The organism is Qipengyuania aquimaris (assembly GCF_009827445.1).
Classification (GTDB): domain Bacteria; phylum Pseudomonadota; class Alphaproteobacteria; order Sphingomonadales; family Sphingomonadaceae; genus Qipengyuania; species Qipengyuania aquimaris.
This window is the reverse complement of the sequence record NZ_WTYI01000001.1, coordinates 2,037,132-2,051,132: the sequence shown is the minus strand read 5'-3', so window position 1 is coordinate 2,051,132 and position 14,001 is coordinate 2,037,132. Positions and strand designations below refer to the sequence as shown.

The following is a 14,001-nucleotide window of genomic DNA, read 5'->3' as shown; positions in this document are numbered from 1 at the left end:
TCAGACCGGCAGCCCCTGCGAAATCTCGGAGGCCAGCAGCTTGTTGTATTCCAGGAACAGCGTCTGCAGGTCGGGATGGGAAGGCACCGCGTCCTTCACCAGCTCGGTCTCTGCCGGAAGCACGCCGGCCACTTCCGAATAGGCGCGCGCCATGTGCCAGTCGGTCGTCACGAGGCGGGCGGAGGTGAATTCCTTCTCCTTCATCCACTGGGCGACTTCGCCTGCGTTGCTGCGCGTGTCGACTGCCAGATACCCGAGTGTGACGCAGCAATTCATCATCCTGCGCGAGACATCGAATTCCGCGGCAAACTCGCCCTCCTTGACCTCCGGGTCGACGCCGGAAACGAACATCTCCTGCGCCTGGCCTTCGGCGACGACTTCCAGCCCGCGAGAGATACGGCCAGGTCCGCCGGTCAGCACGATGACGGCATCGGTCTCCACCTCCTTGGCAGGCGAGGGCAGGGTCACCGAAAAGGCGACGAAAGCAAAGGTGTAGAGCAGCACGAGGGCGGCGACGAAGCGAAGGATCACAGCAGTTTCCGCAAGGATGCGAGGACGGTCATGCGAGCCGTGTAGACTGCAATGACGACGGCGAAAAGCGGGACCGTGGCCAAGATGACCCAATCGATCGCGGACAGTGACCCGCCTGCAACCATCCCCGAATCAAGCGCGGCAAATCTGTTCGCCAGAAGTGTCATTGCACCTGCCCCCAGAACCAGTCCAAGCAGCCCGCCCGCAATCGCATCGAACAGGATAGAGCGCTGGAAAACGCTGGCGATCTGGGCGTCGCTACCGCCGAGCAGGTGGACGATCTCGATCGTGTCTCGATTACCCCCGAGGGCATTGCGCGCAGCCAGCCAGACTGCTGCCGCGCCTGCAAAGGCAAGCAGCCCGATCAGGGACAAGGCCATGATTTGCAGGGTGCGCAATGCGTCCAGCACCGGGGCGAGCCACGTTTCCTGGCTGTCGATCCGGGCGGAAGGGGCGTAGGCCGCGATCCTGTTTTCCAGTTCGGCAAGCGCGGCGTCGTCCACTTCCGCGGCCAGTTCCAGATCGATAAGCGCGGGCAGCGGGACAGCATCGACCGCTTCGCCCGATCCCAGCCAGGGCTCCAGTAGCGCGGCGACCTCGCTCCCGGGCACCATTCGCAGGCCCGTTACGGCCGGATCCTCGCGCAACAGGCCAGCTATGCGGCGTGCCTGTTCGGCCCGCAAATCGTTGTCGGCTTCGATTATCTGGACCGTGGCGCTACCGGCCAGTTCGCCGCGGGCACTGGCTGCGAGGTTGGAAAGGGCCAGCGCGCCACCTGCGGCAAGGACGCAGAGCGCGACCATGATCGCGATGACCCACGGCACCGGTCCTCCAAGCCGCGTTCGCGGGAGGAGGCTTGCCGCCCTGCGCCCGCGGAATGGAGCGAGGCCACGATCGACCGCTCGGCCCAGGGTCGGGGGTTTGCCGGTCATGCCTCTACCCCGCTCGGCGCGCGTTTAGGTGGATAGCGCAGCGCGCCGGTCGGATCGGAAAGCGTACCTTTGTCGAGCCGCATGATGAGGCTTTCGGGCACTTTCCTGATCAGCTGGTAGTCATGGGTCGCGACCACCACGGTTGTACCCAGCCGGTTGAGCGCCTCGAACAGGCGGATCAGTTTGAGCGCCATTTCGGGATCGACGTTGCCGGTCGGTTCGTCGGCGACGAGGATTTCCGGGCGGGCGATGACTGCGCGCGCAATGGCAACGCGCTGCTGTTCGCCGCCGGAAAGGGTCGCGGGCCGTGCATCGGCACGGTGTCCCAGTCCGACCCAGTCGAGCATGTCGTTGACGGGCCCTGCCAGGTCACGCTCCCTCACTCCCGATACGCGTAGCGGCAGGGCGACATTGTCAAATGCGGACAAGTGGTCGACCAGCCGGAAATCCTGGAACACCACGCCCATCCGGCGGCGGAAGCCTGGCAATTCGTCTCGCGGCATGGTGATCACGTCGGTGCCGAACATGCGCATCCCGCCGCGCGAAGGGCGCTGGGCGAGATAAAGCAGTTTCAGGAGCGAAGTCTTGCCGGCCCCGCTGGCGCCGGTGAGGAAATAAAACCGGCCCGGAAACAGGGTGAAGGAAATATTCGACAGCACCTCGCGCTCGGTGCCGTAGCGCAATCCGACGTTGTCGAACTGCACGATCGCGCTTTCCTTTGCGCTCATCGGCCTGGTTTCGCCGAGAAAAAGAGGTGAAATAGGGCCGACATCGTCCAATTGGAGCCTATAACCGCCCTTCGATGTGGAAAAAAGCCGCTTGGGGCTTTCACGCACAGATGCGCAGCTTGTCGCGATTCGCCCCAATGCGTAAGGCTTTCATCCACCATGATTATCGCCTGTCCCGCCTGTAGCACGCGTTATGTCGTTCCGGACAACGCCATCGGTGTGGACGGTCGGACCGTTCGCTGCGCCAAATGCAAGCACTCCTGGTTCCAGGATGGCGCCGATGTAGCGGGCGTTCAGGCGAGCGAGGCCGTTGCGCCGCCACCCCCACCTCCGCCTCCTCCACCCCCTCCGCCGCGGGTCGAGGATGGAGACGCGCAAGCCCGGCCCGGCTTCAGTTTCAATGAAGGTGACGTCGGCAGAGACAGTGGGGAAGTTGCGACCGATGACGGCGAGGTCGCTCCGGATTTCGACGAGACGCATCCGCCTTCCTACGAAGATGCAGAGCCGACACCACCCGTCTATACCGATGATGACGAAGGCGATTTCGTGTCGCGCTTCGATCATTCACCGCCCTTCCGTCCGCGCCGCAACATGATGAAGCTGTGGACCTGGGCGGCAGCGATATTCGCAGTCCTGGCGCTTGGCGCGGTGGTCGCCATCACGCAATTCGGTACGCCGTCCTGGTGGCCGGTCGATAAGCCGACTTTCGGTCAGGCGCAGCCGGATCTCGAATTGCGCTTCCCACCCGAGGCGCAAAGCTGGCGTGAGCTGGAAAACAAGACCTACCTGTTTTCCGCCCGGATCGAGGTTGAAAACACCTCCCGCGAAAGCCGTGACCTTCCGCCGATCCAGATCGTCATGCTGAACGAGCGCGAGGACCAGGTCTTCACCTGGATAGTCCAGCCGCCGCAGCCGACCCTGGCGCCGGGCGAAACGGTGACGATCGACGAGGCGAGCACGCAGGTGCCGCGCAATGCGGTCTATGCCGACGTGGGTTGGGCGCCGCTTTAGAGTTTGCATGAACAAGGTGCTTGCGGGGGCGCAATCTCGCTGCTAGTGGCGCGCTCCTACCGGCGGTAGCACGCCTCCTGCACATGCGGGATTCGCTACCGGATTTGACTGTGTGCGGTCGTGGCGGAACTGGTAGACGCGCAACGTTGAGGTCGTTGTGGCCGCAAGGCCGTGGAAGTTCGAGTCTTCTCGACCGCACCAACAGTCCCCTATCTCCCGATCATGAAGCTGCAGGCAGGCATCGGCATCATTGCTTGTCGCTGCCGCATAGCGGGCTTAGACCTTTCTTGCCGCACCGGAAGGATTCGGGCGGCCGGAGAGCGTGATCGATGCAATGGCTGGATAAGGACGGCGAGCTTCCGCAAGCTCTTGGGACCGTGCTCGACAGGAGCAAGGTTTCGCTCTCGCTCGCCGATGTGCGTTTGGAAGATGCTCCGCTTGTGGGCGTCAACGCTGCCTTCACCACCATGACCGGCTATTCGGCCAAGGAAGCGCTCGGCAGAAATTGCCGCTTCTTGCAACCTGCGGGCGGTGCAGGCCCCGTTCGCCAGAGGATGCGCGATTTCATAGCCGATGCAAATTTGAGCGAAGGCAAATTTCTCGTGCCGAATGTGAAGGCCGACGGCGCGCCTTTTCTCAACCTCGTTTATCTGTCAAAGCTCAATTTGCGTAATGAAATCGTGTACATAATGGGCTCTCAGTTCGAAGTTGCGCAGCACGGCGGCGTCGCGTTGGAAATGTACGAGACCGCGCTGAAGCAGGACGTTCGAAATCTGCGCGGGGTAGCGGGGGAATTGGGGATGGTGATGCTGGGCACATATGAACAGCTCGCATCCAGCCATTCGATTATCGCGGAAATGCGGTTGTCCGATTACAGGGGGTACTTGTGAGCGAGGGTTTGAAAAAGGGCGTGCCCGTCGTGGCCATCGGGGCTTCGGCGGGAGGACTGGAGGCCTTGCGAGAGGTTTTCGGCGCACAAGACGATGACACGGGCCTCGCCTTCGTGGTCATCCAGCATCTCGACCCTACCCACGAATCCCTCATGGCGCAGCTGATCGAGCGGTACACCTCGATGAAGGTGAGGCAAGCGGAAGGCGGAGAGGTCCTCGAGGCCGATCACATCTATGTGATCCCGCCCGCTCACGGCCTGGCGGTTACCAATGGCGTTCTCGAACTCACCGAATTTTCCGATCCGCGCGGCCAGCGTCGCCCGATCGACGACTTCTTCGACAGCCTTGCCAATGATCGCAATCACCTCGCTGCCTGTGTCATCCTTTCCGGAACGGGCGCGGACGGGAGCCGGGGATTGCGCGCGATCAAGGAAATGGGCGGCTTGGCAGTAGCCCAGGACCCGGACACGGCCCGCTACGACGGAATGCCCGTATCGGCCATCGCCACCGGCCTTGTCGACGTTGTCGCCAAGCCTGCCGAAATCATCGACGTGGTCAGCGATTTCTTCCAGCGGGCACCTTCCGAAAAGCTCGAAGATGAGGCCCGCGAGGTCGCCGACCGCATCGACGAGCTGTGTGAAGTTCTGCGCGATGCCGTGGGGCACGATTTCTCGCGTTACAAACGTTCGACGCTTGTGCGCCGCGTCGCCCGAAGGATGCAGGTCCTGTCGATAGAAGATGCCGGGCGGTACGTGCGGCGGATGCGTTCCGACGAGGACGAGTGCCAGGCGTTGTTCCAGGACCTCCTTATCAACGTCACGCAATTCTTCCGCGATGGAGAAGACTTCAGAACGCTGCACGAGGGCGTCATCGACACCATCGTGCGCAATGCCCGCGATGGGCAGGAAGTGCGGATCTGGGCTCCCGGCTGCTCGAGCGGCGAGGAAGCCTACACCATCGCCATGCTTTTTGCGGAATCGATGCGACGCGAGGATAAGCGGCCCTACGTCCAGATCTTCGCAACCGACATCGACGACAAGATGCTCGATATTGCGCGCAGCGCGACCTACCCTGTCTCCGCGCTGCCCGACATTCCCGCGGAATTCCAGCATCACTACGTAATCGGCGGGACAGATACGTTCTCGATGGTCCCCCAGATCAGGGACATGGTCCGTTTCAGCCTGCACAATGTCGTGCGCGATCCGCCATTCTCCAAGATCGACCTGGTTTCGTGCCGAAACCTGCTGATCTATTTCGACGAGGAATTGCAGAGGATCGTCCTGCCATTGTTCCACTTCGCGCTGCGCGACAGTGGGTTCCTTTTCCTCGGCACTTCCGAAGGCATCGGACGGTTCGAAGATCTCTTCGAAACGGTCGACCAGCGTGCGCGCATTTTCAAACGCCGCAACGTGAAGAGCAATTATAATCTGCAACTCGCCAGAACGAATGCTCCCACCTACGTGCGAAGGCGCGAACGTAGCGATGCCCCGTCGGAACAGCGATCTTCCGGTTCGACCGAGGTTGCGGCGCTGCGTCGTCTTGCGGAAAAATACTCGCCAGTCAGCTTCCTGGTGGACCAGGAAGGGGCCCTGCTGCAGAAATGGGGGGCCGCCGGCCGTTACCTGGAATTTCCAGACCGCCTCGAGCGGACGGTACACGTTCCGACACTGGCACGCCCGGGGCTGCGTGAGGTCATCGGTCCGCTTTTGCGCAAGGTGGTCGAGGGACAAACCCGCCTGATTGCGCGCGATCAGGAAATCACGACCGAATTCGGCCGGATAAGCACCTCGGTTCTGTGCGAACCGATCGCGCCGGGCGGCTATCTCATCGTCATTCGCGAAACGGGAGCACTACGCCCGTTCGACGAAGAAGATTTCGAGGAATTCGAAATCGGCGACGGCCAGCTCCAGTTCCTCGAGGAAGAGCTGCAGAACACGCGCCACCGGCTGCGATCCACGGTGGAAGAGCTCGAAACCACGAACGAGGAGCTCAAGAGCAGCAACGAAGAAATGATGTCGATGAACGAGGAGCTCCAGTCCACCAACGAGGAGCTGACCACGGTCAATGACGAATTGAAGACAAAAGTCGACCAGGTGACCGTCGCCAATGCGGATCTGAAGAACTTCTTCGCCACGACAGAACTGATGGTGCTCGTCGTGGATGGAGATCTGAACCTGCGCAGCTTTACCGAAGCGGCCACGCGGATTTTCCCCATTAACGAACGCGACATCGGTCGGCATATCGACGTCTTGCCTTCGGAGTTGAAGGATCAGAGCTATCTGCGCATGGCCAAGGCTGCGGCCGCTCAGGGGCGCTCCGAAGATTACCATACTTCGCTGTCAGACGGTTCGCGCGAGTACATCGGCCGCGTGATCCCCTATCGACAGATGGACGGGGAGATCGACGGTGCGACAATCGTTTTCACGGATGTGACCGACGCCCTGGCGATGGAACGTGACCTGCGCGAAGAACGTGAACGGCTGCGGCTGGCGCTTGAAGTGGCCAAGATTGGGGTCTGGGAATACGAGCCGGCGACCGATCGCACGGTGCTCGACAAGATGGAGCGGCGCCTGCTTGAATTGGGCGACGACGAAGGTGACACCATGGAACCGATCCTCGCCAAGCTACCTGGGCCGGATCGAGACCGCGTCAACACCGCGCTACGCCGGGCGATGGATGGTGGAAAGGACTTCGACGAGGTCTTCTCCTTGCCATTGGACAATGGCGGCACACGGTGGCTCCACGGTCTTGGTCGACGCATCATGGGTAGCGAGGGTGCCAAGTTCATCGGCGTTACCTACGACATCACCCCCGAGCGCGAGATGCTTGCCGAGCGCGAGATCATGCTGCGCGAGATGAACCACCGCGTGAAAAACCTGTTTGCGGTGATTGCCGCCATGGTCGCCATTTCGCGGCGCGAGGCCGACAATCTCGACGATTTCGCGGAAGACCTGCGCAATCGCATCCACGCCCTTGGACGATCACACGCATTGACTACGCGTCATGCGGATGGCGGTTCTGTTCACTTGCGCGAGTTGCTCGACACGGTGCTGGCTCCGGCGCATGAGAACCAGAGGCTCGATTTCGATGGGCCTGACGTCGAAGTGCCCAATGCCAAGCTGACCTCGGTGGCGTTAATCCTGCACGAATGGGCCACCAATGCCTCGAAATACGGGGCTTTGGGCGATGAGAGCGGGTCCGTGACAGTCAATTGGGACCTGGACGGAGGCGACTTGCGCCTCGACTGGATCGAAAACGGCAGTACGGGAGAAGACGGCACCGGTAAGGGTTTCGGAACCCGTCTGCTCGAGGTCACTGCCCGGCAATTGTCCGGTAGGGTTGAGGGCGAAAAGGCTGAAAACGGCTATACTCGCCGCTTGGTCTTCCCGCTCAGTGACAGTGCGTCGCCTGCTCCTTCAAACCCAGCCTGAGAGCCTCCAACAGGTCACTTTCGCAAACCGGCTTGTCGAGTTGGGGTTCATTCTTGAATTCGGTCGCCAACTCGTCGTGCCGCAGGTTTGCGCTGACGAAGACGATATGCGTGCCGGCTTCGCGAAGCTTGCGCGCCAGGGGCCAGACGGGTCGGGCGTTGAGATCGATGTCCAGCACCGCAGCACGCGGTGTTTCCTCGCTCACCATGTCGAGCGCCTCGTCGAGCGAGGTCGCCGGACCAAGGACGTCGTAACCGGCATCCACAAGGGTCATCTCGAAATCGAAAGCGATCAAGGCCTCGTCATCGACGATAAGGATCCGGCTGGATAGCGACACGAAAAATCTTCCCCTTTTGCGGGTCAGAATACCTTCGCGGGCAAAAGGTTTCGCAATTCATATCTTTTGTTTCATCGGGGGACGACTGTCAGCGATTGTCGATCGGGCTCATGGCCCACCAGGCGCCGCCATTGCGCTGGACCTTGTGGCGACCCAGATCGCGCAGGCAGGCCATGAAGCCGGGCTTGAACATCTCGGTGCCCTTCGAGCAGTCCGCCTCTTCGCACTGGCAGTCGAAGGTGTCCCATTGGTCTGCAGTCGTGAGATAGATGTCGCCATAGGGGTTCAGCAGGCGCAAGCCGGCGATGGCGCCGACTTCGCTTTCGTTGACCAGCAGGTCGTATCCGCGCTTCCCGTTGAGGATCGGGCCGTCCTTCGTGTCGAGGCCGGGATCCGCCACGCGCGTTGTCGGCCCGTTGCGCACGACGAAGAAAGCGGGGGTGACCGCCCTCCGTTCGGCGCCGTTGGGATGTTCATCCTCCGGCAGGCCGGCGTGGCGACACACGCTTTGGTGCATCCGCTCCATCGACTTTTCAAAGAAGACAGAGCGCCTGACGCCGCCATCGTATAGCGCACGGGATCCTTTGCTGGAGCCGGTCACGCGCAACTGCTGGTGGAATACCGGCATGGCGGAAGATGCCATCGCCGCAGCGCTCAAAGCGTCGACCGCCTTTTCGTTGTCGGGTTCGTCCCGCACTAGGCCGCGCACGTCGACATAATGGAACAGGCCGCAATTCGCCTCGACGAAGCCGATATAGCCGGCGATCTTCGACTGGCGCAGTGCGTCGAGAAGCGTTGAGTCTCCGTTTTCGAAGATCGCATTGCGGATGCGCTTGCGCAGCGGAGCAGTGCCCGCCTGGGCGCCCCGCAAGGGCAGCATTTCAAGGCCGGTGTTGCGCACCACGTCGCGCTCGGTACGCGGGGAATAGCCCCATACCAGCCGGTCCATCGCATAGCGCCTTGTTTGCACCGGCTGGGTCTCGTCCAGCGCCACCATGAGCAGCAGGGTCTGAAGCGATCCGGTGGAAATGCCGGTGATGATCTTCACGTCGCGCATCGCTAGGTCGCGACCGCTGGCATCGTGCATGGTGCGGAAAAGACCCGCGCCATAGGCGCCCCATTGGCCTCCACCCGAAAGCATTAGCACCTTTGCGCCCGGCGCGTTGTGAGGCTCGTCCGGATCATGCGCGAGCTTGCGGCCGTGTTCGTCGTGGCCGTGCAATGCGCATTCTTCGACCAGCTTTTCGAGATCGTCGCCGAGCGGGTCGCTGTCATGACCAGCGTGATGGCCGTGCCCGGCCTTGGCGATTGCCGACTGGCTGTGCGGAGGGGGCGCATCGCGCTGGATGTCGCGGATGAAGCGGTTGGGCGCTGCCTCGTGCACGTGATCGTGGAAATGGCTGCAGGGAACCTCATGCGGCCCCCAGTTGAAAAGCTTGCGCCCGATGAAGAAGAACAGGAACGGCAGGCAGAAGCCCACTACGAGGTAAATCAGGTTTTCCAGCATTGTCGCTTGCCCCCTCGACAGCCACCAGTCGGATTTTGCCTATAGTGTTTGCGCGTCCAAGCCTATTGGAGAGGGACGACATCGGGGGAACAATTGATGCGCATCGAACGCAAGCGCGGCGGGCCGTGGGTGAACGAGCACCGCTCGATCTTCAAATTCATGCGGCGGACGATCGAGGTCCATGCGGATGCGGGCGGTGACGTGGCGAGCGTTCTCGCACAGCGGCGGGACACGATGGGCGACCTCATCGACTATGAGGCCAAGCGCGACCGGGAGCTGTGCGTGACCGGGTCCGGCTGGTCGCAAAGCAAGCTCTTCCACGGCCTCTCCAGCCATGTGACGACCGACGATGACGAAGGCATCTGGCCGGTCCCCGACGACGCTTTCCTCGACGGGGTCGAGAACCGCCAACGCTATGTCCTGGTGACCGGAGGGACGAAGATACACCGGTTGATGGACTGGCTCGGCAAACCGGGCCGCGACCTTTCGCTGCGTACTGCCGGTTCGCACAAGGGCCAGAGTCTGGCGGGCATGGTCGCTACCGGATCGCATGGTTCGACGCTGGATGAAACGGGCTGCGAAACGCATGTGAGGGGCATGGTCATATCGACCGGCAAGGGCGAGGCAGTATGGCTCGGTGATCCGGATAATCCCATCCTGAAGGATGACTGGATCGCACGCTTTGCGACCCCGGGCGATCCTGCTCACTTCGCGGCTGCGCGGGTCCATCTCGGCGGCATGGGTTACGTTTCGGCCTACCTCATCGAGGCGGTGGAGGAATTCTACTGCGGCCTGGTGAAACGCGCCCGTGTGCTCCCCGCCGACTGGGGCGACCTGGTTGCACAAGGTCGCTTTGCCGAGGCGATGGGCGATATCACCCAAGGTCGCTCGCCGCATTATTACGAGCTTACGTTCGATCCCTTTGCGGCGGATGACGAAGAGGTGCTCGAGACAATCTGGCTCGATATCGAGACGACAGCCAAGCTCGCCCTCGATGCAACCCCAGTGAGCCGGACCTCGTTCGAAGCACTGGGTGAGCAGGCCGCCAAGGGCGTAAAACAGATCACCGAGAACCCGCTTGCCCCGGAAATGATCGAGGCGCGCCTGCGCGACCTGATCGATGTTCCGGGGATGATCTTCGGCGACTTCAAGGAGCATGCGTGCGATGAACGCGATGTGCCACGCACGCTTTCGCAGCTAACGGCAGAGTGGGAGCCGCACCGGCTCTTCGGATTGCGGGTCGATGTCTACAATGCAGCGTTCGCGGTACCGCTGGAGCGACTGCTCGAAGCCTTGCGCATCGCTCGCGAGATGGCGGCGGGGACCGAAGACAACATCCGGACCTTCAGTAAGGATTTCGTATACACGGTGCGCTTCGCGAAGAGGAGCCCAGCCACCATGGGTTTCCTGAAGTTCGACAACAACGCGATCATCAATATCGACGGATTGCCGAAGAATTTCCTGCTCGGCACCGACGCGCATGTGGCTGCGCGGCGCCTGCAATACCTTTTCAAGAAGGCGGGCATTCCCTTCACCATGCATTGGGGCAAGGATGCGCAGATGGATGCGGCAGATATCCGCGACCAGTACGGGGCGGCGGTCGAAGCCTATCGCGCGGCACGCAAGGCCTTGCTGGGGGAGCGGGACGAGGTTTTCATCTCGCCCGCCCTCGAACGCTGGGGCCTCGCCTGACTCTTATCCGTGAGCGCCGAACAGGTTTGCGATCGCGGTCGAGATGCGCAGCGATAGATTGTGCGCATCTTCGATCGGGTCGATGTAATTGGCCCTGATTGCGTCATACCCCTCGCCGGTTCCGCGCGGGTATTCACCGCCTTCGTCCATCGCGAAATCGGTCTTGCGCGGGAAGCTGGTCGGATAGGCGCGGCGCAGCTGAGCCAGCGCTTCGTCGACGCGCAAGGTGAAGACCATCTCCAGTACGTCGGTCCGGCTGATGTCGTTTGCGCGGCTGAATACCGGGACCGAGACGATCTTGAGGAACATGTGCTGCATGAGCGCGAGCCGAACTGCCTGGAGCACGCCGATCATGCGGCGCGTGTGCTCACGCTCGGGATGCGGCTCTTCGTCCGGCACGAGATCGAACAGGCGATGAAGCTTGAGCGCATCGACCCGCAGGCGCGAGGCAAGACGCCTGAAAACGCCGTTGCGATCGTCCTGGATGAGGTACTCCGCCAGGGACTCGCATGCGCGCGAGAGATGGTCTTCCGTCCCGCGATAGGGGCGGCTCGCCCAGTAGGCGGAATTGAACAGCTCGCCATATGCCGCCACCGTCTTGATGCTGGCCAGCGCGTTGGAGGCGCGCACGAGGCGCATGATCTGGCGGCCGCGCGGACTTTCGCGCAGCAACTCTGCGATGTCCTCGTAATTGCTTTCGGCCGCGCTACCGACACCGGCAATGATATTCACCGGATAGCCTAATTGCTGGAGAATGGCGTTGTGCGGGATCGCGCGGATCTGCCGCAGGCTCATCTCTCGGTCGGCGTTGAGATCGCTCTGGCGGCGCGACACGCGGCTGCCGGTTGAATTGAGCAGACCCAGGCCGAAAGCGGTGATCGCCCGGCTGTAGGTCCGGCTTTCCAGGTGCTCCTGCTGGTGGTCCTTCACCGCCCGGTAGAAGTCGAGGCTGAGGTCGGTCCGGCGATAGAAGGGGTCGGTCGGCGCTTCCAGGTCCGCCGTGGCCGGCGCCCGCTCGGCAATTTCGGAAAGCGTCGCCAGCGCCAGTTCGGGGGTCGAGAAGAACAGGTAGCCGTCACCGCCCTGGAAGCTTGCCTCGGGCTCGAGCCGGATATTCGCGCGCGCAAACCGGCGGCGCGCCCAGGGGCTCATTGGCCATTCGAGGCGGTCCTTGAAGCTGGCCGGATGCGCGCCGCGCCCCATGCCTTCGCCATGGGTGTTGAAGACGAGCGCGGCGACATCGGTCAGGCCATTGGCGGCCATCGCTTCGGCAAGGCGGCCCTGCAGGCGTTCGATTGCGAGGCTGGCAGGGATCTGCCCGACGAAACGGCCCGCATCGGAAAAGCCGGTCTGGATCGCGACCCTGCCGCGCAGGCGCGCATAGTCTCGATAGGCTTCCTCCGCGAGCAGGGCGTCGAGGAAACGGCCGCCATGTTCCAGCGCACTTTCGGTCTCGAACAGGGGCGATACATCGACCTTGTTCTCGATGCCGAAGAGGCGTGCAAAATAGAGCGCCGAGAGCACGGTCGCGGGCTGTTCGCATTCCGCCACCAGCATGCGGATCGGCGCATCGGCGTCCACGTGCTTGAGGATCTGCGCCATGGCGAGGAACTGGCGTACCGCGGTCGAACTTTCGATCGCGAGTGAGGCGAAATTGGCCGAGAGCGGCTTGGCCTTGGCGAGCAGGTCGCGCAGAGCGCCCAGCGCGCCCTGGCTGCCGAGGTCCAGTTCCTCGCCATTGTCGATCCGCGTGCGAATGGCGTTATGAAGCTGCTTTGCATTCACGCGGAAGTGGATGTGGCCCATGCCGAGGCCATCGGCGCGCATGGCGGCGGCCAGCGTCTTGAAGGCGATTGCTTCCTCGGTCGCCTCGTCTGCCGCTTCGCTCTCCAGCTGTTCGATGATCGGGGTCAGCGACAAGAGCTTGTCGTCATGGTCGGCGGTCAGGCGATTGGCAGCCTCCGACAGGTCTTTCGGGTCGGTCAGGTCGCCCGCGAAGTCTTCCGCGCTGCGCAGCGTGTGGGCCTGTGCCGCACGCAGGGTGGCGACGAGCGAATGATCGGAATCGATTGCGGCGAGCTGGTCGGCATAGCGGCCCAATCGCTGTGCCTTTTCGGACAGGCGGAAGCGGATCGAGGTGTACCACTTGATATCCGTGCGCCCGTCCATGTCATAGCCGACCCAGCTGGCGAAATGGTATGGCAGCGGCTGCAATTCGCGCCAGCGCTTGGGCCATTTCTTGGCCGCGCAGGCGTAAAGCGAAGTCACGATCCGGTCGCGGGCTTCCTGGGCGTGTGCCAGCGCGGACATCGCCTCGCCATGTTCGTAATCGAGCGTGATCTGCGCACGTTCGCCATCCGGGTGGCCCACCTTCAAGCCTTCGCCGGCGGCCTTGGCGACGGCGGCGGTCTGTCCCGGCGGAAGCAGGAAGGTCGGGTGCGCGGTAAAGACGACATGCAGCTGCGGATGGGCCCAATGCGCTGCAAATGCATCGAAATCCTCGGCGTCCTTGCAAAAGGTATCCAGCCGCTGCGGCGCATTGTCGGGCGACACGAGGTCGCGTAAATGATCGGACCTGACTTCGAGTGCCTGTCCTTCCAGTTCCTCGATCAGTCCCGCCAGATCCTCGAGCGACAGCTCTCCCGCTTCCAGATTGCGCGACAGATCATGGGCAAGCTGGAACACCGGATTGAAGAGCGGGGTTTCCTGCGTCCTTGCGTGCAGTTCGCGCAGTCGTTCGGCCAGGGTGTCGAAGGATAGGGGGGACAGATCGGTCAAGGCGCGCTCCACATGAGTTTCGGCGCGTAAATGCCGGGAAAAGGGGGCGGTGAGTCAAGGGCGGGGTCCCGGCGGCGCCATGAATAGGTTTGCGCATCGGTAACGGCGCACTGTCCGCGGGTGTTCCGCCCTTCTCCCTTTACACCTGCGCTTTCCTTCGTCAC

At 62.3% G+C, this 14,001-nt stretch carries 10 protein-coding genes and 1 tRNA gene; 5 read left to right on the top strand and 6 right to left on the bottom strand.

What is annotated here, in order from left to right:
- The 3 genes from GRI34_RS10015 to ftsE are packed head-to-tail and all read right to left on the bottom strand — an operon-like array spanning position 1 to position 2,191.
- Positions 1-531, bottom strand: a complete 531-nt coding sequence (locus GRI34_RS10015) for a YdcF family protein (protein ID WP_160595800.1) — start codon at positions 529-531, stop codon at positions 1-3.
- Positions 528-1,463 (bottom strand): cell division protein FtsX, encoded by a 936-nt coding sequence (locus GRI34_RS10010; protein WP_160595799.1) that lies wholly within the window; start codon positions 1,461-1,463, stop codon positions 528-530. The genes GRI34_RS10015 and GRI34_RS10010 overlap by 4 nt, the downstream gene beginning before the upstream one ends.
- On the bottom strand, positions 1,460-2,191 hold the full coding sequence (gene ftsE, locus GRI34_RS10005; protein ID WP_090478338.1) for a cell division ATP-binding protein FtsE: 732 nt from the start codon (positions 2,189-2,191) through the stop codon (positions 1,460-1,462). Before ftsE ends, GRI34_RS10010 begins: the two co-directional genes overlap by 4 nt.
- 159 nt (positions 2,192-2,350) lie before the next feature.
- Here ftsE and GRI34_RS10000 point away from each other — a divergent pair, with 159 nt between their 5' ends.
- The 4 genes from GRI34_RS10000 (at position 2,351) to GRI34_RS09985 (ending at position 7,523) form a co-directional block, all read left to right on the top strand.
- Entirely contained in the window at positions 2,351-3,202 is an 852-nt protein-coding gene (locus GRI34_RS10000; RefSeq protein ID WP_160595798.1) for a zinc-ribbon domain-containing protein, read from the top strand.
- 114 nt (positions 3,203-3,316) lie between these two features.
- A tRNA-Leu gene (locus tag GRI34_RS09995) sits at positions 3,317-3,403 on the top strand.
- Positions 3,404-3,531: 128 nt separating this feature from the next.
- Positions 3,532-4,092, top strand: a complete 561-nt coding sequence (locus GRI34_RS09990; protein ID WP_160595797.1) for a PAS domain-containing protein — start codon at positions 3,532-3,534, stop codon at positions 4,090-4,092.
- On the top strand, positions 4,089-7,523 hold the full coding sequence (locus GRI34_RS09985) for a chemotaxis protein CheB (protein ID WP_325065211.1): 3,435 nt from the start codon (positions 4,089-4,091) through the stop codon (positions 7,521-7,523). Before GRI34_RS09990 ends, GRI34_RS09985 begins: the two co-directional genes overlap by 4 nt.
- Here GRI34_RS09985 and GRI34_RS09980 read toward each other — a convergent pair.
- Both GRI34_RS09980 and GRI34_RS09975 read right to left on the bottom strand, forming a co-directional pair.
- On the bottom strand, positions 7,483-7,860 hold the full coding sequence (locus tag GRI34_RS09980) for a response regulator (RefSeq protein ID WP_160595796.1): 378 nt from the start codon (positions 7,858-7,860) through the stop codon (positions 7,483-7,485). The genes GRI34_RS09985 and GRI34_RS09980 overlap by 41 nt on opposite strands.
- An 88-nt stretch (positions 7,861-7,948) precedes the next feature.
- Positions 7,949-9,367, bottom strand: a complete 1,419-nt coding sequence (locus GRI34_RS09975) for a patatin-like phospholipase family protein (RefSeq protein WP_160595795.1) — start codon at positions 9,365-9,367, stop codon at positions 7,949-7,951.
- A gap of 96 nt (positions 9,368-9,463) precedes the next feature.
- On the opposite strand from GRI34_RS09975, the gene GRI34_RS09970 reads away from it, so the two are divergent.
- Positions 9,464-11,059: an FAD-binding oxidoreductase gene (locus GRI34_RS09970; protein ID WP_160595794.1), complete on the top strand. Its 1,596-nt coding sequence runs from the start codon at positions 9,464-9,466 to the stop codon at positions 11,057-11,059.
- Between the two features lie 3 nt (positions 11,060-11,062).
- Here GRI34_RS09970 and GRI34_RS09965 read toward each other — a convergent pair whose 3' ends face one another.
- Positions 11,063-13,828 carry a phosphoenolpyruvate carboxylase gene (locus GRI34_RS09965; protein ID WP_160596484.1) on the bottom strand — a complete coding sequence of 922 codons (2,766 nt, stop codon included), beginning with the start codon at positions 13,826-13,828 and terminating at the stop codon, positions 11,063-11,065.
- Positions 13,829-14,001 lie beyond the last annotated feature (173 nt).